At 58.6% G+C, this 23,334-nt stretch carries 19 protein-coding genes and 1 tRNA gene; 5 read left to right on the top strand and 15 right to left on the bottom strand.

The annotated features are described in order from the left end of the window. Positions 1 to 102 precede the first annotated feature (102 nt). From BBDE_RS04285 to BBDE_RS04270, 4 genes are all read left to right on the top strand, one after another. Entirely contained in the window at positions 103 to 1,494 is a 1,392-nt protein-coding gene (locus tag BBDE_RS04285) for an LCP family protein (protein WP_442857952.1), read from the top strand. 69 nt (positions 1,495 to 1,563) lie between these two features. Further along, positions 1,564 to 2,946 (top strand): LCP family protein, encoded by a 1,383-nt coding sequence (locus BBDE_RS04280; protein WP_171843672.1) that lies wholly within the window; start codon positions 1,564 to 1,566, stop codon positions 2,944 to 2,946. A 93-nt stretch (positions 2,947 to 3,039) separates the two neighbouring features. Beyond that, entirely contained in the window at positions 3,040 to 4,863 is a 1,824-nt protein-coding gene (locus BBDE_RS04275) for an FtsK/SpoIIIE domain-containing protein (protein ID WP_003840599.1), read from the top strand. Between the two features lie 84 nt (positions 4,864 to 4,947). Then, a complete protein-coding gene (locus tag BBDE_RS04270) occupies positions 4,948 to 5,226 on the top strand; it encodes a WhiB family transcriptional regulator (RefSeq protein WP_003809589.1) in 279 nt (92 codons plus the stop codon). A gap of 102 nt (positions 5,227 to 5,328) precedes the next feature. Here the strand turns inward: BBDE_RS04270 and BBDE_RS04265 are convergent, their stop codons facing one another. Next, positions 5,329 to 6,813, bottom strand: a complete 1,485-nt coding sequence (locus BBDE_RS04265; RefSeq protein ID WP_003843901.1) for a sensor histidine kinase — start codon at positions 6,811 to 6,813, stop codon at positions 5,329 to 5,331. A 133-nt stretch (positions 6,814 to 6,946) separates the two neighbouring features. On the opposite strand from BBDE_RS04265, the gene trhA reads away from it, so the two are divergent. After that, entirely contained in the window at positions 6,947 to 7,843 is an 897-nt protein-coding gene (trhA, locus tag BBDE_RS04260) for a PAQR family membrane homeostasis protein TrhA (RefSeq protein WP_003840601.1), read from the top strand. A gap of 117 nt (positions 7,844 to 7,960) precedes the next feature. Here the strand turns inward: trhA and BBDE_RS04255 are convergent, their stop codons facing one another. The 14 genes from BBDE_RS04255 to BBDE_RS11030 form a co-directional block, all read right to left on the bottom strand. Continuing rightward, positions 7,961 to 8,440, bottom strand: a complete 480-nt coding sequence (locus BBDE_RS04255; RefSeq protein ID WP_003840604.1) for a GreA/GreB family elongation factor — start codon at positions 8,438 to 8,440, stop codon at positions 7,961 to 7,963. Positions 8,441 to 8,480: 40 nt separating this feature from the next. Further along, on the bottom strand, positions 8,481 to 8,888 hold the full coding sequence (locus tag BBDE_RS04250) for an FKBP-type peptidyl-prolyl cis-trans isomerase (protein WP_003840606.1): 408 nt from the start codon (positions 8,886 to 8,888) through the stop codon (positions 8,481 to 8,483). Positions 8,889 to 8,939: 51 nt separating this feature from the next. Next, entirely contained in the window at positions 8,940 to 10,397 is a 1,458-nt protein-coding gene (locus BBDE_RS04245; RefSeq protein WP_033489306.1) for an L-serine ammonia-lyase, read from the bottom strand. Positions 10,398 to 10,441: 44 nt separating this feature from the next. Continuing rightward, entirely contained in the window at positions 10,442 to 11,011 is a 570-nt protein-coding gene (locus tag BBDE_RS04240; protein WP_003840610.1) for a hypothetical protein, read from the bottom strand. A 187-nt stretch (positions 11,012 to 11,198) separates the two neighbouring features. Further along, positions 11,199 to 11,278: transfer RNA gene (locus BBDE_RS04235), tRNA-Leu, on the bottom strand. Between the two features lie 41 nt (positions 11,279 to 11,319). Then, positions 11,320 to 12,315 carry a Ppx/GppA phosphatase family protein gene (locus BBDE_RS04230; RefSeq protein WP_003840613.1) on the bottom strand — a complete coding sequence of 332 codons (996 nt, stop codon included), beginning with the start codon at positions 12,313 to 12,315 and terminating at the stop codon, positions 11,320 to 11,322. Positions 12,316 to 12,348: 33 nt separating this feature from the next. Beyond that, positions 12,349 to 12,915 (bottom strand): DUF501 domain-containing protein, encoded by a 567-nt coding sequence (locus tag BBDE_RS04225; RefSeq protein ID WP_003840615.1) that lies wholly within the window; start codon positions 12,913 to 12,915, stop codon positions 12,349 to 12,351. Positions 12,916 to 12,929: 14 nt separating this feature from the next. Further along, positions 12,930 to 13,490 carry an FtsB family cell division protein gene (locus BBDE_RS04220; RefSeq protein ID WP_033489268.1) on the bottom strand — a complete coding sequence of 187 codons (561 nt, stop codon included), beginning with the start codon at positions 13,488 to 13,490 and terminating at the stop codon, positions 12,930 to 12,932. 72 nt (positions 13,491 to 13,562) lie between these two features. After that, a complete protein-coding gene (gene eno / locus BBDE_RS04215; RefSeq protein ID WP_003840619.1) occupies positions 13,563 to 14,861 on the bottom strand; it encodes a phosphopyruvate hydratase in 1,299 nt (432 codons plus the stop codon). Between the two features lie 120 nt (positions 14,862 to 14,981). Beyond that, positions 14,982 to 18,503 carry a transcription-repair coupling factor gene (gene mfd, locus BBDE_RS04210; RefSeq protein WP_003840620.1) on the bottom strand — a complete coding sequence of 1,174 codons (3,522 nt, stop codon included), beginning with the start codon at positions 18,501 to 18,503 and terminating at the stop codon, positions 14,982 to 14,984. Next, entirely contained in the window at positions 18,493 to 19,092 is a 600-nt protein-coding gene (gene pth / locus BBDE_RS04205; protein WP_003840623.1) for an aminoacyl-tRNA hydrolase, read from the bottom strand. Before pth ends, mfd begins: the two co-directional genes overlap by 11 nt. 59 nt (positions 19,093 to 19,151) lie before the next feature. Next, entirely contained in the window at positions 19,152 to 19,664 is a 513-nt protein-coding gene (locus BBDE_RS04200) for a GNAT family N-acetyltransferase (RefSeq protein ID WP_003840624.1), read from the bottom strand. A 91-nt stretch (positions 19,665 to 19,755) separates the two neighbouring features. Next, positions 19,756 to 22,980, bottom strand: coding sequence for a UPF0182 family membrane protein (locus BBDE_RS04195; RefSeq protein ID WP_003840626.1), 3,225 nt, complete (start codon positions 22,978 to 22,980; stop codon positions 19,756 to 19,758). 177 nt (positions 22,981 to 23,157) lie between these two features. Beyond that, the gene (locus BBDE_RS11030) at positions 23,158 to 23,310 is read right to left on the bottom strand and encodes a CstA-like transporter-associated (seleno)protein (protein ID WP_074696000.1); all 153 of its coding nucleotides are present in this window, start codon (positions 23,308 to 23,310) and stop codon (positions 23,158 to 23,160) included. Between the last annotated feature and the right edge of the window lie 24 nt (positions 23,311 to 23,334).

Genomic DNA, 23,334 nt, shown 5'->3' with positions numbered 1-23,334 from the left:
CTCATGTGATGGGCCTATAATCACATGCTTTAGTAGTGTTATATGTTTTCAGGGTGCGTCGAACGATCGACGCGAGTACTTCAAGATCAGGAAGGCGATACCGTGACCTCTTCTCCTGCCGGCAACAAGCTTCCTAACATCAATGGCCTGCGCGACTCCAATCCAAGGCACAGCCTCGGGTACCGCGTGCAGCATCGCGCGCGGACCGTGGTCGCATCGGTCATCGTGGCCATGCTGGTGTTCGCGGGAACCGCAGCCGCCGCGACATGGCTGGACGTGGACAATGTCATTCAGCACCAGAAGGTGGATGTGATCGGACAAGGATCCGTGTCGGCCGAACCGACCATCATCGATCCGAATTCCGGCAAGCCGATCGAAATCCTGCTACTCGGTCAGGACTCGCGTGACGGTGAGGGGAACCAGGCCATCGGCGGCGACATGACGGGCAATCATCAGGCCGACACTGCCATGATGCTGCAGATTTCCGCCGACCGCTCGGCCATCAATCTGGTATCCATCCCCCGCGATTCCTTGGTCGACGTTCCACAATGTGAGACTTCCAAGGGCACCATTCCCGCGCAATACGGCGTGATGTTCAACTCGATCTTCGCCGGCGCATACCAGACCGGCGGCGATCTGGCCTCTGCGGCCAGCTGCACGCTAAACGCCGTGAACAGTCTGACCGGCCTTAACATCCAGAATTTCATCGTCGTCGATTTCGCCGGTCTGGTGAAGATGATCGATGCCATCGGCGGCGTCGACATCTGCGTGCCGCAGGATATCGATGACCCCTACTCCACGTTGCAGCTGTCAAAGGGTATGCAGCATCTCGACGGCACTCAGGCCACGCAGTACGCCCGTACCCGCTACACCTTGGGAGATGGTTCGGATACCGCCCGCACCACGCGCCAGCAGTATCTGATCAAACAGTTGATGAGCGAAGCCCTGAGCAAGAACCTGTTCACGGATACGGCACAGCTGTACCAGTTGGCGAAATCCGCACTGGAATCCCTCAATATCTCCGAAGGCATGGCCGACACCGCCGCTCTGGTCGGCCTGGCCATGAGCCTGAAGAACTTCAACATGTCGCACCTGTACACGCAGACCGTCCCAGTGGTCGCGGCGCCGTCCGATCCAAACCGATCCGTTTGGGCCGATAACGCCGACGAAGTATGGGCCAAGATGCGTGAAGGCAAGTCGCTCTTCGAATCAACCGAGACAAACGCAACCAGCACTGATTCGACGACCACCGACGGCACCACTGAATCCCAGAACACCGATGAGAATTCCGGCGAACAGGCGCAATCCACCGAAACCCCCGACGCGACGACCGGCCTCATCACCCGAGCCGACGGCACACTGATCGACCCGAACACCGGCGGCACCGTCGATCCGGAAGATGGTTCGATTCATGATGCAACCACCGGTCAGTACATCGGCATCGCAGACCGTTATCTGAATGCCACGGTATGTGCCGTTCCGGCAAAGAACTAGGCCGTTGACGACTCTTCCCGGTTCCACTCGGTGTAAATGGGTGTAGGGACGATTCGTACTGGAGGAACTATGACCGAAGAAACCGGCGGCACGGAGCCGCACGGGACACCGCCAAGCTTCATTCCGTCCGCAGGGCGTCGAAAATCGACATCACAGTCACGCAAGCCGGCGGCCCAAGGTGCGGCTTCGCAGATTCCCAGCTTTTCCCCTGCTGCGAAGCCGGCGCGTTCCGGCACGGGTGTGTCAGGTGACGTCCCACGTAGTTTCCAACCGTCCGCGACCCGTCCTTCCAATGCCCCTCGCCGCATCACTCCCTCAAACCGCGACACCCAATCACATGGTGACCGGACGCATGCGAGCCAAACCCCAGCCTCATTCGCTCCGGCAAACGCGCGAACAGGGCAGGTGCGGGGAACGACTCAGATCAGCAGGGCATCCTCCGCCCCCGCTGCACGGGGAGTCTCCGCAGGCACGGCATCGGCCGTAAAGATGAAGTCACGCAACCGCCATAATCCCGGCCGCATAGCACTCACGGTCCTGTTGGTGCTGATCATGGCGCTCGGACTGTCCGTTTTCTCCGCTTGGAACTGGGTGGACGGCCAGCTCAACAAGAAATCCTGGCTCACAAGCAAGGCTGATACGGCTGGGGAAAGCTGGCTCATTCTCGGATCCGACGAACGAGACGGCACCACCGGCGACACCGGAGAGGTCACCGGTTTTCGCACCGATACGATTCTGGTACTGACCAAACCGGCGTCAGGCCCTTCGTCGCTGATTTCCATTCCTCGCGATTCCTTGGTGGAGATCGATCAGCAGTATATGAAAATCAATGCCGTCGCCCAGCTGTATAGCGGCAAGCAATTGGTCAACGAGGTCGAGGACATCACCGGACAGAAGATCAACCATGTCGCGTTGATCCAGTTTGGTGGCCTGGTCAAGGTCGTGGACGCGCTTGGCGGGGTCGAACTGTGCTACGACCAAGATGTGGACGATCCGTATTCGAGTCTGAATTGGACCGCCGGCTGCCATACCGCGGACGGCAACACCGCTTTGGCGTTCTCCCGTATGCGTTACGCCGATGCACAAGGTGATTTCGGCCGCGCGGCGCGGCAACGACAGGTCATTAACGCCATCGTCAAAAAGGCCGCGTCCCGACAGACCCTGATGAACTTCGCCAAGGCCAAAACCGTGGCCCAGGCCGCATTGAGTTCCGTGACGGTGGATGAGAAGGCTTCCACCGCTTCCCTGCTGCGCATGGCGTTGGCGTTCAAGAGCGCATCCGGAGACAAGGGCATCTCGGGAAGCGTGTATTGGACGGATCCCGATTATTATGTCGACGGCGTCGGCTCGAGCGTACTGCTCGATGAGCAGAAGAATCTCGATCTGTTCTCGCAGCTCGCAACGGGCAAGCATGCCTCCGGCACCGTGGGAACGCTGGCCGAGCAAAGCTGACGACACGCCGGAGGATGTGGATAACCCACGTCCTCCGACCACAACCCCCGATTCGACTTGCTCCTTGTTCGTGGCGGCGTCCAGACTGCCGTCATGAACAACGCTCACCATCCCCAACTCGACGATGACCGGCTCATGTTGCTCAGTTGGTCCACTCCGGTACTGGCGCAGTTCGTCATGCTGATCATCATGTGCATGCAACGTCACTGGCTGTATGTGCTGATGCTTGCTCCGGGATTGCTCGGCAGCGCACTGTCGCTGGCCGTGATGGCGATACGGTCGAGACGTGCCCGTCAGGCGACGTCGCAGGCGGATACCGGCATCTCCAACAGCCAGACATCGCCCGACGTGGCCTGGCAATCGAGCCGGTCGTCGTCCGATCTCTCACGAATTCCCTGCATCGACTTCGAGCAATTGCATCATCTCGATGACGATCCGTTGATATGGCGTAGCATAGTACGCCGCTGGTTCGAGACCAATTCCTCCGGCTGCGACATCGGCATGACTGCTCATGCACCGTTCGCGATCGATCTGGTTCACGCCGGACCTCATGCCATGGTGGCCGGCACCACCGGATCGGGAAAGTCCGCTCTGCTCATCAGTTGGTGCATGGCACTGTCCATACGGTACAGTCCGGAGGCATTGCATTTCGTCTTTCTTGATTTCAAGGGCGGATCGACGTTCAACATGTTGGAGCATCTGCCCCATACCGTCGGCAACGTATGCGATCTCGACCTATCGCATGCCATACGTGCCTTGAACGCCATCGAACGGGAACTGATACGGCGTGAGGCGCTGGTCAGTGAGGAGCGGGTATCGCACATCAATCAACTGAAGCATCCACCGGCACGGCTCGTGGTGGTCATCGATGAATTCCATGCCCTGCGCGATCGGCTGCCCGACTACATGCAACGACTCAATCGGCTCGCCTCGTTGGGGCGGTCGCTGGGCATGCATCTGATCGTCTGTACCCAGAATCCCGTGGGGCAGGTGCATGCCGACATGAAGGCCAATATCTCGCTGAACGTCTGCCTACGAGTCACCGATCGGATGCAATCCCACGAATTGATCGGCACCAATGCCGCCGCAGACATCAGTCCCTCCATGCCGGGAGGCGCCTACTGCCATGACGGCCAACGAGTCATGGGGTTCCGTTGCAGTGCGGTACGTCATGTTGAGACATTGGTCGATGCCATCGACACCGCCGCACGCTTCCATGGATGCACGCTCCAACAACCTCTCTTTTCGGCACCGCTCGCCGAACATGTGACCATGCGGGATTTGCGGATGCTCGGCGATGAACCTTGGCATGGCATACCGTTCGCACTGGCGGATAACGGCGTCGTCGTCGAGCCTATCTCCCTGGACATCGCTCACGGCAATATCGCCATCATCGGCGCCTATGGCCGCGGCAAGACGAATCTTCTGCTGCATTGCGCATCGCAGTTGTATCTGAGCGGCATGCGCATGGTGCGATACACCTACAAGATACGGAACGTCTACCATACCGGCAGGGAAAACCATGATGCCCGGCATACGCGCGATACCTACGTTTCCGAAGGCCACGGGCGTCTTGCCTGGTTCGTGGACGACGCCGACGATCTGCTCGATCCATTTCGCACCGATGATGCGGCCAACGACCTGCGCATGGCATTGGCGGATCCCGATGTCACCGTAATCTGCGCCGTGGAGAAGCCGAATGCCGTACTCGCTGACCGATGCCCCACCCGTATCGTGTTCCCGACCGGAGATCGGACCAATGACCTGATGAACGGCATTCCGGGCCCGATACTGGATGGATTCGAACCCGATGATTACATGATCGCCGGCCGTGCAGTGTTCATACGTCAGGCGTCGGCCTGTCTTGTCCAGTGCGTGGAACGGAAGGATTTCGCAGACCCGAGTGATTCTTTTTAGCAAGGACTCTTGAAAAGTCGTGTGATTCGTGGTTATCTGAGTAACAGACTTACAGTGCCACTAAGGCAGGAGGAAGGCGAATATATGAGCAGTGCTTTTGACTGGCGAGCCAAGGCCGCGTGCCGTGACAAGGATCCGGAGCTGTTTTTCCCGGTCGGTAACACCGGTGCCGCCTATCAGCAAATTGAAGAGGCCAAAGCCGTCTGCCGTACCTGCAAGGTGATTGATGCGTGCCTGAAGTGCGCGCTCGACACCAACCAGGATTATGGCGTTTGGGGAGGCCTCAGTGAGGATGAGCGCCGCGCCCTGAAGCGTCGTGCCATGCGGGCACGCCGTTCCCAGGCTATGCAGATGCAGGTCTGACACGGTTTTCGGCCCACATCGATCGTAATCATAAGGCCGGTCGGATTCACAAGGATTGAATCCGACCGGCCTTTCGTTTTTTTCGGTACAGCTCGTCCCGGGTCAGTCCTGGGCCGCACGCAGCTTCATATCCAGCACCACCCGGGTGCCCCCGCCATGGCGTGGCTCCCAACGCACGGTGCCGCCAAAATCATTGGTGACGAAGGTGTTGATGATTTGTGTGCCCAACCCGGAACCGGAGGAACGTGCCATGCCATCATGTTCTTCGTTGGCCAGACCCGTACCATCGTCCTCGACCACAACATTGAGGTTGTTGCCACCACGACCCACGGAAATCGTAATACGGCCATCCTTGCGTCCCTCGAAGCCATGCTCCACGGAGTTGGTGATCAATTCCGTAAGCACCAGCGACAATGGCGTGGCATCCTGCGCAGGCATCATGCCGAACTTGCCGATGAAGTCGATGTTGATGTGCTGGTCGCGCATGGTGGCCAAATCGACGGCCATCTTCAACAGGCTGGAAATGACCTTGTCATAGTCCACGATCTCGTCGGCGGTCTGGCTCAGGCCCTCGTGCACCATGGCGATGGTCTGCACACGACGCTGGGCCTCCTTCAGCTCTTTCTTGACCTCTTCGGACTTGGTCTTGCGTGCCTGCAACCTGAGCAGCGCGGAAACCGCCTGCAGATTGTTTTTCACACGATGATGGATTTCGGAGATGGTCGCATCCTTGGTCTGCAACTCCTTCTCACGGCGACGCAGTTCGGTGACGTCACGGCAAAGCACGATACCGCCACAGCGTCCATTGGTATCCATCAATGGCAATGAGCGCATCGAGACCGCCGACTTGTTGGCGTCCAGCTCGGAATCGACCGCCGCCTTGCCGCTCAGGACCAACGGCAGCGTCTCCAGCACCGGATCGTTCTCATGCAGCAGTCTGGTACCGATCTCACTGAGGTACTCCCCCTGCATCGTGCTGACCGAGCCGAGCCTACGGAAGCAGCTGATGGCATTCGGAGAAGCGTAACGTACGATGCCGTCAACCGTCAGCACAATGAAGCCGTCGGATACACGGGCGTTATGCCGCTGGTTCATGATCGGGTTACGGTACGGGAACTGACCTCGCGGAATCATCTCATACAACTGCTTGCCTGCACCGATGCTTTCGGATTCGTACCGGCCGTTCGATTCGCGCGTCGCCATATTGGTTTCGCGAACCACCAGACCGAGCGTCTTGCCATTGTGACGTACGGGCGCATACACGTTACAGACCGTAGAGTTGCCGACTTTGCGCAGCACCGTGGAACGGAACACCGTTTCGGAGCACATGGCGGCATCGAGTTCGCCGGTCATATCCGCGGGCACTTCGTCGCCGACCACATCGTCGGTCCTCAAACTCATCACCGTGGACGGTCGGCATTGCTCGGCTATGATGTACTTCCCATCGCCGTTCTGCAGAATCAGCAACAGATCCGCAAAACTCAGGTCTGCGATTACCTGCCAGTCAGCCACCAGATGATGCAGCCATTCGCGATCTTCGTCATCGAAATCCGGTCGAGTCGTCAGAATATGTGAGAAATCAGCCATGCACCCCATCATACGCAACGCACACGAGGATACGCGCGTCATGGTCCGTCGGTATGGCGAAGATGCCGCTTGACATATCCATATGTTACGGTAACGTAGGTTACGGTTCCGTAACATATAGTGGAGGCGCACGATGGCGAAACCCACCGAAGCAGAGATAGAGGCAAAACGCGCCGCAATTAGCGAAGCGCGAGAACAGGCGTTGCAGGCCAAAGCGGACGTGATTCGAATCAAGGCACGCAATCAGGCCGAGAACATCCGACGAAAGGCCGACGAGAAAGCCAAGCTGATCATCGCCAAAGGTGAAGCGCATGCGGCGAAGGTCGAAGGCATCGTCCCCGCGGAAATCGAACGCAAGATCCGCCTTGACGTGCACGGACGCCCCAAACCCATGTTGCGTGGCTGGCTTCACGCCATCGCCGCACCATTGGCATTGGCGGCCGGCATCGTACTGATCTGCCTGGCACACGGGACGGGCCTGAAATGGGCGTGCGCGGTGTTCATGACCTGCTCGTTGGTACTGTTCGGCAATTCCGCCTGCTATCATCTGGGTGACTGGTCGCCTCGGGTCACCGACGTATTGCGTCGCATCGACCACATGAACATCTTTCTGCTGATCGCGGGAACATACACTCCCGTCTCGTTCGCCCTCAGCTCATTTTGGCGCGACTCCATCATCATCGGCATGTGGACGTGCACCATCGTGGCGCTGGTCATCCATGTGATCTGGATCAGTGCGCCGCGTTGGTTGTATGTGATCGTCTACATCTTCTTCGGCGTTTCCGGCGTCGCCTTCATGGGTCTGTTCTGGATTTCCCCGTATGCCGGGCCTGCAGTCGTGGTGCTGCTTGCCGCCGGCGGCGCCTGCTATATCGCCGGAGCCATCGTCTACGGCCTGAGAAAACCCGACCCATGGCCGAAGGTGTTTGGGTTCCATGAAATCTTCCATCTGGGGACCGTAGCCGGATATGCCTGCCACATGGTGGCCATCTACATGGTGATCGTGCAATTGTGGACGATTATGGCATAGCCTGCCGGTTCGTGGCCAGTGGCCGTATGACGGCTGCACATACTAAAGGAGCGGGTTCCGTCATGTTTCGACGGGACCCGCTCTTCGTACATCACATTGGCGACGTGCTCACCGCATTCAGACGAGCGGCTTGGCGTCCTTGATGGTCACGGAAATCTCGCGGCCGTTCGGAGCCGTGTACGACACGGTATCGCCGGCATGCGCACCATTGATGGCCGCACCGATCGGCGATTCCGGACTGATGATGTCATAGTCGGTGGCGATGGAAAGATCGCGCGTTCCCAGCACATAGACCAATTCACGGCCGTTGAGTTCAAGCGTCACCACGGAGCCATCGCCGACCTCACCCTCCTTGGGGGCGGTCAGGATCTTCGCATTGCGCAATTTGACGGTCAGCTCGTCGATACGGCCCTGATTTACACGCTGAGCCTCACGAGCCGCCTGATAGCCGCCGTTTTCACTCAGATCGCCTTCGGCACGAGCCGCGGAGACCTTGGAGAGAATTTCGTCACGATACTCGCCTTCACGCCAAGCGAGCTCTTCTTTCATCTTGTCATAGGCTTCCTGCGTGAGCAGCAGCGTCTTTTCTTCGGCCATATTGCGTCCTCCTTGACCTTGGAAGAATGATACCCGGTTGTCAGCGGGTGGAGATGATGTCGATTACGAACACCAAGGTGTCGTCACCACCGATACCGGCCTGTGGCACGCCACGAGAGCCGTAACCATACTCCGGCGGAATGGAGACCATAAGGCGGGAGCCGACATTATGCCCCGGAACGGTCTGATCCCAGCCCTTGATGACCTGCCCCACGCCAATGCCGAAGCTGGCCGGCTGATGACGGTCGAAACTGGAATCGAACGGAGTGTCCTTGCCCCAGACCACACCATGGTAGTTCACGGTAACGGTATCGCCGCGGCGGACCATCGGCCCGTTGCCTTCGAACAGCTCCACGACCTTCAGACCGGCCGGGGCGGTCTCGGACGGGAACTCGAACGCCGGACGATCGCCGAATTCGCCGGTTGCGGTAGGCATTTCAGATGCCATGATGAACCTCCTTGAAAAACACAATGCCACTTAGATTAGCACTAATTCAAACTAGCATTCAACGACGTTGACCGCCAGACCACCCCTCGAGGTCTCCTTATATTTGGCCATCATGTCCTCACCGGTATCCTTCATGGTCTTGATGGCCTGATCGAGACTGACGATATGCGTGCCATCCCCCAACATGGCCATGCGCACCGCATTGATGGCGGTGTTGGCGGCCATAGCGTTGCGTTCGATGCAGGGAATCTGCACAAGTCCGCCGACCGGATCGCAAGTCAATCCCAGATTATGTTCGATGCCGATTTCGGCGGCGTTCTCAACCTGTCGCGGCGTACCTCCCATCACGGCACACAGTCCTGCCGCCGCCATGGAACAAGCCGTTCCGACCTCCCCTTGGCATCCGACTTCGGCGCCGGAGATTGAGGCATTGCGTTTGAACAGATAACCGATCGCTCCTGCGGTAAGCAGAAAGGTGACCACGCCTTCCTCACCGGCATGATCGACGAAATGCCAGTAGTAGTGCAGCACGGCCGGTATGACGCCTGCGGCGCCGTTGGTGGGTGCGGTGACGATTCTGCCGCCGCCGGCATTCTCCTCCGATACCGCCAGCGCGAACAGATCGACCCATGCCGCATCGGACGATTCGAGTACGGCATCCGCACGGCGGCGGTCACTGCCAAGCACATCGCTGTTGGACGCAAGCCTGGCATACATCTTCGGTGCCCTGCGCGGCACTTCGAGCCCGCCGGGAAGCACCGTCTCCAGGGTGTTGCAGCCATGCTGCACGCATCGACGCATCACACGCCACACGTTATCCAGCTCGCTGCGCACCTGCACCGCCGAACGCATGGCCGTCTCATTGGCCCACACCATGTCGGCGATGTTCATATGATGCTCGTCGCACAATGCGATCAGCTCGTCGCAGGTCGTGAAGGGATATGGTACTGCGGCGGTATCAATGGAAGAATCATCGTCCCGTTCCGAAAAGGCGCTTCCTGCCGGAGGCCGATCGTGGATGCCGATCATCGGATCCTCGACGGATCCTCGACGGACGAATCCTCCCCCGATGGAATACCAAACCTGTTCCTCGATCAGATTGTCGTACGCATCGAAGGCCTGGAATCGCATGCCATTGGGATGGGCCGCCATACGATGCCACACATCCATCACCACATCATGCGCGTAGTCGAACGGAATACGATGCGTGCCGTTCAGCGACAGCTCACCCGACCGCTCGCATTCCTGCCGAATGGTGTTCACATGGTCAGTATCGACGCTTTGCGGCATATTGCCTTCCAGCCCGGCCACTGTGGCTCTATCGGTACCATGCCCCAATCCGGTAAGCGCCAAGGATCCATACAGCACGGTTCGCACGCGACCTACCCGTTCGAGGGAACCGTCACGTTCCAGCGCGGTCACGAATTCATGAGCCGCGACCATGGGTCCGACGGTATGCGAGGAACTTGGACCAACACCAATCTTGAACATTTCAAGAATGCTGAACACGAGCACCCTGCCTTCCTGAACGACAGCCGTACGAATCCGGACATTCAGTACAGCACAGAGAACATGCGAATCATGATAAGCAGCCCTACAAGGCCAACCACAATTTCCGCAATGAGCATAGCGATGGCCATGCCCTTGCGATTGGCGAGTTCGACATCCAGCAGTTTCGCCAGCAAAAACGCGATGAAGCCCAATGCCGCGCCATTGAGCGCAATGGCCCCGACCTGCCCGTTGGTGAGCACGGATTCACCTACGTTGGCCAATACGGAATTGATGGTTGCGGTAAAGACCAGCAGACTCCATACGCCATAGCCGATAAGTCCCACGGCGGCGTATCCGAAAGCACGGAATTTCTCGCGTAGTTTGAAGGTGAACGACTCGGAGCACCACAGCAGCGCGAAACCGACGACATAGGTGAAGGCCACCGCCATGAAACATGCTTCCAAAGCCCATGGCAACAACGCCAGAGAGCTTTTCAGCAACGTGTAGTACAGCGGGGAGCATATCACCTCGCCGATGCAAAGCACCCCGCCGATGATGATTGCCTGCGACAGCATCAGCGGAATATCGGTGGCGGGCTGTTCGATTACTGGTCTGGTATCTTTCGACGTCATGTCATTTTTCCGTTCGTATGGAATCTACGGGTTATCAACGCCAGTCAGTGTAATAACGGTATGTTTCGTATTCAGTCCAACATGGATACGCCAATCCATGTTGGAGCCACATTGCACATTCATCGGCGGATATCAATCACATGGCATTGCCCAGCTTGGCTCGGAGTCACTGCCACCTGCTTTTCCGTGCCTCCAGTGGGACTCGAACCCACAATCCGAAGAGGTCGATTTTAAGTCGACTGCGTATACCGATTTCGCCATGGAGGCATATCGTCCCCGAAAGGACGATGCGAAGATATTATGCCACGTCAGCGCGCAGCAAGCAATCTGGTGCCGTAATCCAGCACGATACCGTCAAGCAGGCCATGTTCGCTGGCCATGAAGGAATCGATGGCCTGACCATGGTCGGCCTGCGCCGCCTCGGAAACCCTGGCGAGCACGCGACTCCACACCAGCGCACCACCACCGACCACATCCACACGACCGGGATGAATGGTCTTGTAAGTCAAACGCTCCTCACGCGGCATGCGCAGGAACCTGTCATCCACCGCGAATGCATCCTCAAGGGTGCAGCGTGCTCCGTCGACCACGGAATGATCGTATTCGGTCAGCCCCATCGACAGTGCGGTCATCGTAGTCACCGTGCCCGACACGCCGATGATGGTGCGTGCCTTGCCTGCGGGAACGGTCCGGAATGCTTCGTCGATGTGCTCGTCGATATCTTGGATGGCTTCGTCGATCTGCGCTTCGGTCGGCGGATCGTTCCTGAGATGGCGTTCGGTCATGCGTACCGAGCCGATGTTCATGGAGAAGGCCGCCTGCACCTGCGTGACCGGCTTGGTCACACCGTCACCGCCCAGCACCAGTTCGGTGGAGCCTCCGCCCAGATCGACCACCAGATATGGGGCTTCGACATCCCTGCGTACGATGCTCGTCGCACCAAGGAAACTCAGATCGGCTTCTTCCGTTCCGGGAATGACTTCCGGACGGACGCCGAGAATACGCTCGATGGCATCCTCAAACTCTTCACGATTCTCGGCGTCGCGAGTGGCCGAAGTAGCCACGAAGCGAATGCCATCGACCGGATGTTCAGCCAATATCCCGGCGAACTCACGAGCGGCCGCATAGGCACGTTCCAACGCCTCATCGGCGAAACGGTGGGTCTTGTCGACATCCTGCCCCAGGCGGATTACGCGCAGAATGCGGGGCACGATGTCTTCCACGCCGTTCTCATCCACACGGGAGACCTTCAAACGGATTGAGTTCGTGCCGCAATCGATGCCGGCAACGGTAACAGACTTCATCTTCTCACCTTGGGTTTTCACTATGGTTTACGTTCACGCTTCGATATCGACCGCACAGCGGCACACGTTCGGGTCGAATTCGTCACGAATGGCTTGAAGGGCGAGATCACCGATCGGATTGGCACCCGGCCCCATAACCAGCGTCTGGGCCAGCAGTGCGTGCAAACATTTGACGCGCACCGGCATACCACCCGCACTGGTGCCCTCGATATGCTCCTCGCTATCGCCTACGGCTTTGGCGATCTCGTGACGGAACGCCAAATACAGCTCATGAGCCCGCTCATATTGAGCCTTTACCTCCGCATCTTCGGCCAGCAGGTCGTTGTATTCCTTCATCCTGCCTTCAGCCTCGATATGGGAAATGGCCTTCACCGCTTCGGGGCCGGTAAGATAGCAGGTCGTAGGGAAGGGCACTCCCCCAGGCAGCAACGGTCGGGTCACCACAGCCAGTGGGCGTCCGCACGCGCATCGGGCACCGACGGCGATCATGCCTCGCGGGTAACGACCAAGCTGCTTGTTCACCGTGTCAATGTCCTGATCGGTCGCCGGGGTGGCCAGTACCTTCGCCGCGAGGGTTTCGGCTTGTTCGATGATCGTCATGTCCTGTGTCACTCCTATTGCGCTCCTGACTGTGATTGGTCGTTGTTCTGTGTATTTGCGGATGATTCGTCTTGCTGTCCGTTGCTTTCCGTCGTACCGCCATTTGCAGCCGCCTTCTTGTCATCGGCCTGATCGGCCTGTTTGAAGGAATAAGCCATCTCCTTATACCACGGCAACGACGTCTTCTGCGACTTACTCTGTGAGGCGTCATTGGCGTTCGCGGCGCTTTCGCCGGTCACGGCTTCGGGATGCTGCACCCGGATGGCCTGCTCCCCCGGAAAAACGAATCCAAGACGGTCGCGGGCCTGAGCCGTTACATAGGCTTTGTCATCCCATCTCGCAATGTCGTTCTCCAGCTCCTGCTTCTGGGCGATCAGCGACGCCTCCTGTTTTTTCAGCCCGTTGAGTTCCGCCAGATTCAATGCGTAGGTATGGAAGGTTGACACCAACTGGATGGCCCCCAACGCCACGATAAACAATGACAAGAAAAAAGCGATCGGCCCTGCGCTGCTATATCGGGCCGTGCCTTTCGCCTTGGACTTGCCTTTGCCGGTCCTGCGTGTCTTTGTACTCATAGCAATGAAAATACCCGCCGCATTCGACGAGGGATGCGGCGGGCATTTCAATTAGCACTTACCAGCGCGGTCTCACTTGGCGATGTACTTCTTGCAAGCCTTGAAAGCGCTGTAGCCGGCGTACTGAGCGGTGGAGCCGAGCTCCTCCTCGATCTCGAGCAGACGGTTGTACTTGGCGATACGCTCGCCACGGGCCGGGGCACCGGTCTTGATCTGGCCGGTGTTCTTTGCCACGGCGAGGTCGGAAATGGTGGTGTCCGGGGTTTCGCCGGAACGGTGGGAGACCATGGAGGTGAAGCCGTTCTTGGTGGCCAGCTCGATGGCGTCGAGGGTTTCGGTGACGGTACCGATCTGGTTCAGCTTGACCAGCAGGGAGTTGGCGGCGCCGAGCTCGATGCCCTTGGCCAGACGTGCCGGGTTGGTGACCAGCAGGTCATCGCCGACGAACTGCAGACGATCGCCGAGCTTGGCGGTGATGGCGGCCCAGTCTTCCCAGCCTTCTTCCTGGAACGGATCCTCGATGGAAACGATCGGGTACTCGTTGATGAGGTTCTCATAGAAGTCGAGCATGTAGCCGGCCTCACGGTCATCACCTTCGAAGTGATACTTGCCGGTCTCCTTGTTGTAGAACTCGGAAGAGGCCACGTCGAGGGAGATGCCGATCTGCTTGCCCGGCTCATAGCCGGCGGCGGAGATGGCGTCCATGATGTAGTTCAGGGAGTCCTTGTTGGACTTCATCTTCGGTGCGAAGCCGCCCTCGTCGCCGAGGCCGGTAGCCAGGCCTTCCTTCTTCAGGACGTTCTTCAGGGTGTGGTAGACCTCGACGCCTGCGCGCAGAGCCTCGCTGTAGGTATCGAAGCCGTACGGGGAGATCATGTACTCCTGGATGTCGGTGGCGAAGTCAGCGTGAGCGCCACCGTTCATGATGTTCATGTTCGGAACCGGCAGGATGTGGCCGTTGGTGCCGCCGATGTAGCGGTACAGCGGCTGGCCCGTGGATTCAGCGGAAGCATACAGAGCGGCCAGGGACACGCCGAGGATGGCGTTGGCGCCCAGACGGCCCTTGTTCGGGGTGCCGTCGAGCTCGATCATGACCTCGTCGAGAGCGCGCTGATCGGAAGCGTCCATGCCGATGACCTTCGGAGCGATCTCTTCGTTCACGGCCTTGACGGCGTTGAGCACACCCTTGCCCATGTACACGGACTTGTCGCCGTCGCGACGCTCCCAAGCCTCGGCTTCACCGGTGGAAGCGCCGGAGGGAACGAGACCCAGGCCCTGGGCACCGTCTTCGGTGTCGAGAACGACCTCAACGGTCGGGTTGCCGCGGGAATCGAGAATCTGACGCGCGTAAACGCTTTCAATTACTGCCACAACTACTCCTTATAAACGTTAGGTTGTGATGACAATGCCTAGAATAGTGCGTTTTGTGGACGTAGCGCAAACTTTTCCGACACGAATCATGTGAACGCTCACATACATCTGCGGACATCCTCACTTGCGAGGGGTGGGAGACCAATCGAGGTCGTCCAACAGTTGATCCGTCCACTGCACCACCTCGTCGGAGCCCATCGGCTTCGACCCGAGCGAACCTGCAAAGGGGGCGGGAACCAGATACGTCTTGGTGACCGGTCTGTACTGGATGCCCTTGTAGATCCTGGCCATGCGAAGCTGCACGGATTCACGCGGCTCGAACTTGGCCACACGCACATTACGGCCCTGTGCGATGATCTCGGTGATGCCAAGCCTTCGCGCCTTGGCCCGCAATCGAGCCACGTCGAACAATGCGCCGAATTCGGCCGGCGGCCTGCCATAACGGTCGGCAAGCTCGTCACGCAGTTCCTCGAGATCGCCTTCCGTACGGGCCGCGGCCAGCTTGCGATAGGCTTCAAGCCGTAGCTTGTCGGAATCGATATAGTCGACCGGAATGGACGCCTCGATCGGCAGGTCGATGCTCACGGCCACCGATTCGGTGCGTTCCGGCTCCTTGTACTGTTCCACGGCCTCGGAGACCATGCGCACATACAGGTCGAAACCCACACCCTCGATATGCCCGCTCTGCTCATCGCCAAGCAGATTACCGGTGCCACGCAACTCCAGATCCTTCATGGCCACGTCGAAACCGGAACCGAGCGCCGTGTTCTGCGCGATGGTGGCAAGACGGTCATGCGACTGCTGGGTCATCGGCTTGGCCGGATCATAAAGGAAGTAGGCGTAGGCGCGTTCACGGCCGCGTCCGACTCGTCCTCGCAGCTGGTGCAGCTGACTGAGACCGAAACGATCGGCATGATCGACGATCAACGTGTTTGCGTTGGAGATATCAAGACCAGTCTCGATAATCGTGGTACATACCAGCACATCGATGTCACGATGCCAGAAGTCACGGATCACGCCATCGAGCTGCTTCTCCCCCATCTTGCCGTGCGCAATGCCGACATGCGCTTCCGGCACGAGGTCATGAATCTTCGCCGCGACGGACGCAATGTCCTGCACACGATTGTGCACGTAGAAGACCTGGCCACCACGTAGCAGTTCTCGACGTACGGCTGCGGTGATCTGCGCATCCTCATATGCGCCGACATAGGTGAGCACCGGCAGACGATCCTCGGGAGGCGTGGCCAGTGTGGACATCTCACGGATGCCGGTGACGGCCATCTCAAGCGTTCGTGGAATAGGCGTTGCCGACAGACTCAGCACGTCCACATTGGTACGCAACGCCTTGAGCGTCTCCTTATGCTCGACGCCGAACCGTTGCTCCTCGTCGATGATGACGAGTCCCAGATCCTTGAATTTGATTTTCGGATTGAGCAGCTTATGCGTGCCGATCACCACGTCGACGGTGCCGTCCTCCAGACCCGTAATGGTGTCGTTGATTTCCTTGGCGGTCTGGAATCGGCTCATTGCGGCCACATTCACCGGGAAGCCCTCATAGCGCTCGGTGAACGTCTCGAAATGCTGTTGCACCAGCAGCGTGGTCGGTACGAGCACGGCCACCTGTTTGGAATCCTGCACCGCCTTGAAAGCGGCACGTACGGCGATCTCCGTCTTGCCGAAACCGACGTCGCCGCAGATGAGACGATCCATCGGTACGGATCGTTCCATGTCGGATTTGACCTCGTCGATGGTGGTGAGCTGGTCGGCGGTCTCCTGATACGGGAAGGCATCCTCCAGTTCCTTTTGCCATGGCGTGTCTTTGCCGAAGGCGTAACCGGGCGTACGCTGGCGGGCCGAGTACAGTTTGACCAGATCCTCGGCGATCTCGTGCACGTGTTTACGTGCCTTGGCTTTGGTGGCCGCCCAATCGGAACCGCCCAGTTTGTTGAGTTTCGGCGCCTCGGCGCCGATATACTTGCTGATCTGATCGAGCTGGTCGGTGGGGATGAACAGTTTGTCGGCCGGGGCGCCGCGTTTGTTCGGCGCATATTCGATGACCAGATATTCGCGGGTGGTTTTGTTGGCGCCGGTACCGATAGTACGTTGACGCATTTCAACGAAACGTCCGATGCCGTGCTGCTCGTGCACCACGTAATCGCCGGATTTCAGTTCCATCAGATCGATGGCCTTGCGCCGGCGCTTCGGGGTTTTGGCCTGGCCCGCAGCCGAAGTGCGGCCGGTCAGGTCACGCTCGGTCAGCAATGCTGTTTTCGCCGCATTATCCACGAATCCGTCGATGGCACGGGATCGCACGCACTCGAAGTTGGTGATGCCGGTTTCGTTGATGGCGCGTTTCAGGCGGGCCAACGTGCCTTGTGCGGCTGCCGTGATGGTCACGTCATAGCCAGCTGCGAGCAGCCCCTCAATGCCGGAGGCGGCCTTGTGTTCGTCACCACGATATTCGCCTGGATTCGAAGCATCGATTCGTACATGGCCGGGCAGACTGGAATCCACACCGAAACTGGTGAGTTTCCAAACGTCATGCTGCGAGAACGCAAGAGACGTTATGGTCTCTTCGAAGTCAAGAAAATTCGCCTGATCGAAGGTGATGGGCGCACCACTACCATGACCGGACGCGGCCACATGCCAGCTGGCAGCCAGAAACTCGTTGGCGGTTTTGGCCAGATCATCGGCGCCTCTGCGCAGTTTTTCCGGATCGGAAAGCATGATCAGCGCATTCGGCGGCAACATGCCCTGCACCGATTCCATGTCGTCGACGAGCGCCGGCAACAGCGATTCCATACCCTCTACCGCAATGGCGTTGGCGATGGATTCCAGCATATCCTCGGCGTTGGGAATGGAACCGATCAGGGACTTCGCCCGATCGCGAACGGCGTCCGTCAGTTGCAATTCACGGCATGGCGTGGCCCAGACGCTCTCCAGCGGCTCTCCGTACGTACGTTGGTCGGAAGCATGGAACTGCTTGATGGCATCGATTTCGTCACCAAAGAATTCGATACGCACCGGATGCGGCAGCGTCGGCGGAAATACGTCGATGATGCCTCCACGCACGGCGAATTCTCCACGGTCCATCACAAGGTCCACACGCGTATAGGCGCTCTCCACCAATCGTTTCGACGCTTCATCGAGCGCCAATTCCTCGCCTTGCGTGAATACCAGCGGTTCGATGTCGCCAAGACCGGCCACTACCGGCTGAATCAGGGATCGCACCGGCATTACCAGAATGCGGATCGGACCGAACATGGCATTCCCCTCTTCGGGGTGTTTCAACCTGCGGAACACCGCCATGCGGCTGGCCACCGTATCGGCACGGGGAGACAGACGTTCATGAGGCAACGTTTCCCAAGCCTCCAACTGGGCCACATCCTGCGGGTCGCCACCGTACCAGGAACGAATCGCCTCGACCGTCTCCTCCGCCTCCCTCCCGGAAGCGACAACGAGCACGACCGGCCTGCTGCCGGCGGCACCGGCCGCCAGAGCCGGCCGTAGACCTTCGGGAACGCCTACGGTGATGCTGGGATCGATGTCGGATTCCGGTTCCTCGACCTCACCGGAAATCAGCGCACGGAAATCGTCATCCGTTTCCAGTACGTCAAGGATGCCGGACAGCTCAGCGGCCATTGAACTGCTCCTGAGCCTTGGCGAGACCGTCGAAGATGATGGTCTCGGCCGCATCGGCGCCATCGGCAAGGAATTCAGGCAACTGCTTGCGTTGGTCCGGCCCGAATCCGCCCAACACCCAGTTCACCGTATTGTCGTGGGCGTGCGCACCGCGTTGGGCATGGCCGACGCCCATACGCACACGGGCGTATTTCGGCGTGCCAAGCGAACGATCAATGGACTTAATGCCGTTGTGTCCGCCGGCGGAGCCTCCGGACTTGACCTTGATGCGGCCGAAATCAAGGTCCATGTCGTCATGGACTACCACGATATGATTCGGTTCAATCTGGTAGTACGAGCTGATGGAAGCCACCGCATTGCCGGAATCGTTCATGTAGGTCAGCGGTTTGGCCAGAAAGAACTTCACATTGCGGCCCGACAGGTTCATTACGCCTTTGCCGAGCATGGCCAGCCCCTTGTGATCGGAGAAATTGACCGACCAGCGTTCCGCCAGCAGGTCGGCTGTCATGAATCCCATGTTGTGGCGCGTTCCTTCGTACTTGGAGCCCGGATTGCCCAATCCTGCAATCAGCCAGAAATCAGATGCCATCGTTCTTTCCTACGTTCCCGTTCTACTGTTTCCTCTGTCGTTGACCGGGAAAATTGTACTTACAGGTCGAGATACCAGTAACTCATGTCACGCATGGTGCCGGTGGAATCGGTGGCGGCCGCCGGCATCAGGCCGAATTGAGTGAAGCCGAAACGCCTCATCAGCGCGATGGAGCCGGCATTGTCGGCGAAGATGATGCCGCAGGCCTTGCGCATATTACGCTTGCGGCATTCCTCAAGCAGCTTCGTCAGGGTGTAGGTACCCACGCCCTTGCCCTGCCATGCAGGATCGACGTAGTAGGCCAGATCGGTGACGCCGTCGTAGCCGGCACGGTCATAGAACACGGACAACGCACCGAAACCGACCGTCTGCGGGTTACCGTCGTCATCCGCCGCTTCGACGACGAACACCGCATATGGATCTTGGTGCGATTCGACCCAGACCTTGCGTTGTTCAAGGGTGCGCGGTGAAAGGTCGGCTGAGGAACCGCCGGCGATGACGGCAGCATTATAGATGTCGGTGATGGCCCTGAGGTCGTGCTCACCGGCGATTCGATAGGTATATTCGGTCATGGTTGCCTACCATAGCGTTCCCGAATAACGAAAGAGGAGCCGCATCCACACTCGCGGACACGACTCCTCTCCGAAAAGACGCACAGGGAAGCTACTGCTCGAGTTCGATGGCCTTGTTCAAGGCTTCCTGCAGCTTCTTCTGCGCCTCACCGTAGGCGCTCCAGTCACCCTTCTTCATGGCGGCGTCGGAATCCTTCATTGCTTGGGCGGCATCGTTCAGCGCGTTCTTCAAATCGCCGCTTGCCGTGCCGCTCGTGTCATTTCCGGTGCTCGAATCCGTGGATCCGCCTTGCGAGGTATCACCCTGCTGGCCGCTGGAGTCGGTTTTGCCATCCGTCTTACCGGACGAAGTACCGCCTTCGACGTTCTCGGCGTCACCGGCGGATGCTCCGGAATTGCCGCCGAACACCTGATCAAGCGCCTCGTCCAAGGTGTTGGCGAACCCGACCTGATCACCGAAGGCCACAAGCACCTTCTTCAGGAGCGGGAAGCTCGTGGAACCGGAGGATTTCACGTACACCGGCTGGACGTACACCAGACCACCGCCAAGCGGCAAGGTGAGGAGATTGCCTCGCTGAACGTTGGTGGAACCGGATTCGAGCAGGTTCAATTCCTTGGATACGTCTGCCGAGGCGTTGAAGTTGTTCTGTGCCTGTCCCGGACCGGGCACATTGGAGTCCTTCGGCAACTCCTGCAATCGGATGGTGCCATAGTTCGAACCGATTTTGCCCTTCTCGTTGCCTGCATCGGAATCGACCGACAGGAAGCCGGTCAGGATCTCTCGTGTCGAGGAACCTGCCGGAATATACGATGAGGTGAGCGAGAACACCGGCTCGTTGGATCCGCCGGTCTGCAAGGTCAGATAATACGGCGGCTGCAGAATGTCACGCTGCTGGGCTTGCTGCGATTCGGTCGGATCGACCGGGGTCTGCCAGAAGTCCTCGCCGGAGAAGAACTGGTTCGCGGAAGACACATGATACTTGGCGAGCAGCTCACGCTGTACCTTGAACAGACTTTCCGGATAACGCAGGTGACTCATCAGATCGCCGGAGATTTCGGAAAGCTGATGGTACTGGCCGGGGAAGATCTGTTCCCATGCCTTGATGACCGGATCGGATTCGTCCCACACATACAGATCCACCGAACCGTCATAGGCGTCGACGGTGGCCTTCACCGAATTACGGATATAGTTGGCGTTCTGCGAATTCAAACCCGTGACGGTGGACGAGGTCTCCGTGGTGGAGTCCTTGGTCGCATCTCCCAAATCGGTCATCTGCGAGTATGGGTAGGCATCGGAGGTGGTGTAGCCGTCGACGATCCACTTCACACGCCCGTCGACCACGGCAGGATACACGCGGCCGTCAAGGGTCAGGTACGGAGCGACCTTGGCCACGCGTTCCTTCGGGGAACGATCGTAGAGAATCTGCGAATTGGCGTTCACACGATCGGAGAAGAGAATCTGATCGGAACCGAAACGAATCGCATACAGCAGACGGGAGAAGATGTTGCCGATCTTCGGACCACCATCGCCCTTGAAGGTGTTGGTGGCACCTTCAGAGCCGGTCGGGTAGTCGAATTCCCAGGATTTGGTGCCATCAGGAGCGCCCACGATGGAGTATTCGGAGGCGTTCGGGGAGAAATAGATGCGTGGCTCGTATTGTTCGGAATCCGTCAGTTTGCCTTGGTTGGGGATGCCGGATTCGAAGAACTTCGGCTGGCCATCGCTGGTCACCTTGTTGCCATAGGCGGCGACCACGCCATAACCGTGCGTGTATACGGTATGGTCATTCACCCAATTACGGTTGTCAAGGCCGTCAAGATCAAGTTCGCGGGCCGCGATGACGGTGTCTTGGCTCACACCGTCCACCTCATATTTGTCGACCGACAGCGTGTCGGCAAAGGTGTAGTACTGCTTGGACTGCTGCAGCTGCTTGAAGGTCGGCGAGACGATCTGCGGGTCAAGCAGTCGGATCTGCGCGGTGGATTCGGCGGAATCGGCCAACGCGCCGGCCTCGCCTTCGGTGGTGGCCTTATATTGCTCGGTCTTCACTTTGTTCAGGCCGTAAGCAACGCGAGTGGCGTCAATGTTGCGCTGGATGTAGGTGGATTCCATCTCCTGCGCGTTCGGATTGACACGGAAACGCTGCAACAGCATGGGCCATGCAACGGTGAGCACCAGGCTGACGACAACGGCGGATGCGATGGCCACGGTCGGCACCTTCCACGCCTTCAACGCTTCGGAGGCACGCACAGCGATAGGAGCCTGGCCTTCCAGAGCATGGGATTTCATAATCCATATGCCCAACACCACACCGAGGATGACGGTGATGGCGGCCATGACGAAGGTGACCGGAATGGTGGCGTTCACCGTGGTGTAGGTCGCGCCGGTAATGCGACTACCCTCCGTCGTGAGGGTGGAGAACACACCGACCACCTGGTTGGCGGCCCAAGCGAACATGTTGAGCATCAGCCAGATGCCGATCTGACGGCGGGCACGCTTGGTGATGTTAAACAGACCACGGCCGTTGACCGGCATGGTGATGCGGATGCCGCCCATGAGCACATGCGTGATGACGGAGAAAATGATGCCGGCGAGCAACAACAGCGATACGGCCGACATGATCAGACGCAGTCCAGGCAGCACGAACACGTAGAAGCCGTTGTCAAGTCCGAATTGCGGATCGGTGGTACCAAAGCTCTGCGCATTGAACATGAGCAGGATTTCGGACCAGTTCGAGTTGAACTGTGCACCGAAGATCAGGCCTACGATCAGCGAGACGACCACGGCCACGCGACGGGCGTTTCTGGAACTCACGCCCTTGCCTATTTCGATGGTGTCGCCCTTGACACGGATGGTGGAGCCGTCGGCTGCGTCCGGACGCGCCCGAATCGCCAAGGTTGCGGATATGAAGCTGACACCGGCAAGCAACAGCGCATAGGCGATCCACAGACCGATCCTGGTGCCCAGCTGCGTCCATATCACACTTTGGAAACCAAGTTGGTCGTACCACATGACATCGGTGATGAACTGCGCCAATGCGAAAAACAGGCCGACGACGATGGCCAAGGCCAGAACTATGCCGATGAGAATCTTGTTGCCGCGCGATGCTCCTTTTCGGGGGCGGTTGGGACGCCGGGCGATACGCGGACGGGAAGGACCTTTCGGAGGCACGCTCGAACCGGACCGCGAAGTGGTGTCGCCATCGGTCTCGACATTGAGGATGATCGGATCATCATTCGAGGAACGTTGCCTGTCGGAACGGTTCGCACCTTCCGAAGGATCGAACAGGGGGCCAAACATATCGAAGAAAGACATGTTTCCAGCCTACAGACAGGCAAGGAACGCGTGTCAGAGCCCGAATGGTTCATGATGAAACGACGGTTGCCATCAATCTCGTTGCACCGAATTCAGTGCGTATCCGCATGCAATCGTCCACCATATGGAAGCGTCCCCGTTCCCAAATCGGGAAACGGGGACGCTCATCATGCCTTGTCAGCAACAGCAGCTGGTGTTGGGATGCTCCCTGTCATAGGCTTCGCGGGCGAGCAGGAACTCCTTCTCGCTCAATGGCCGTTCATCGGGATGTTCGGCGGCGAAGTGCTCAAGATAATGATCGTATCTTGCTTCGCCGCTGATCTCCCGCATGTACCAGACCACGCCACGCCTTGG

This window comes from Bifidobacterium dentium JCM 1195 = DSM 20436 (assembly GCF_001042595.1).
Classification (GTDB): domain Bacteria; phylum Actinomycetota; class Actinomycetes; order Actinomycetales; family Bifidobacteriaceae; genus Bifidobacterium; species Bifidobacterium dentium.
The sequence above is the reverse complement of the archived record's forward strand: the minus strand, read 5'-3'. Positions and strand labels throughout refer to the sequence as shown.

Bases quoted from the DNA above. Each gene is read 5' to 3' on its own strand.
- BBDE_RS04280 (WP_171843672.1), top strand. From the start codon at position 1,564: ATGACCGAAGAAACCGGCGGCACGGAGCCGCACGGGACACCGCCAAGC.
- BBDE_RS04275 (WP_003840599.1), top strand. From the start codon at position 3,040: ATGAACAACGCTCACCATCCCCAACTCGACGATGACCGGCTCATGTTG.
- BBDE_RS04270 (WP_003809589.1), top strand. From the start codon at position 4,948: ATGAGCAGTGCTTTTGACTGGCGAGCCAAGGCCGCGTGCCGTGACAAG.
- BBDE_RS04265 (WP_003843901.1), bottom strand. From the start codon at position 6,813: ATGGCTGATTTCTCACATATTCTGACGACTCGACCGGATTTCGATGAC.
- trhA (WP_003840601.1), top strand. From the start codon at position 6,947: ATGGCGAAACCCACCGAAGCAGAGATAGAGGCAAAACGCGCCGCAATT.
- BBDE_RS04255 (WP_003840604.1), bottom strand. From the start codon at position 8,440: ATGGCCGAAGAAAAGACGCTGCTGCTCACGCAGGAAGCCTATGACAAG.
- BBDE_RS04250 (WP_003840606.1), bottom strand. From the start codon at position 8,888: ATGGCATCTGAAATGCCTACCGCAACCGGCGAATTCGGCGATCGTCCG.
- BBDE_RS04240 (WP_003840610.1), bottom strand. From the start codon at position 11,011: ATGACGTCGAAAGATACCAGACCAGTAATCGAACAGCCCGCCACCGAT.
- BBDE_RS04230 (WP_003840613.1), bottom strand. From the start codon at position 12,315: ATGAAGTCTGTTACCGTTGCCGGCATCGATTGCGGCACGAACTCAATC.
- BBDE_RS04225 (WP_003840615.1), bottom strand. From the start codon at position 12,915: ATGACGATCATCGAACAAGCCGAAACCCTCGCGGCGAAGGTACTGGCC.
- BBDE_RS04220 (WP_033489268.1), bottom strand. From the start codon at position 13,490: ATGAGTACAAAGACACGCAGGACCGGCAAAGGCAAGTCCAAGGCGAAA.
- mfd (WP_003840620.1), bottom strand. From the start codon at position 18,503: ATGGCCGCTGAGCTGTCCGGCATCCTTGACGTACTGGAAACGGATGAC.
- pth (WP_003840623.1), bottom strand. From the start codon at position 19,092: ATGGCATCTGATTTCTGGCTGATTGCAGGATTGGGCAATCCGGGCTCC.
- BBDE_RS04200 (WP_003840624.1), bottom strand. From the start codon at position 19,664: ATGACCGAATATACCTATCGAATCGCCGGTGAGCACGACCTCAGGGCC.
- BBDE_RS04195 (WP_003840626.1), bottom strand. From the start codon at position 22,980: ATGTCTTTCTTCGATATGTTTGGCCCCCTGTTCGATCCTTCGGAAGGT.
- BBDE_RS11030 (WP_074696000.1), bottom strand. From the start codon at position 23,310: ATGCGGGAGATCAGCGGCGAAGCAAGATACGATCATTATCTTGAGCAC.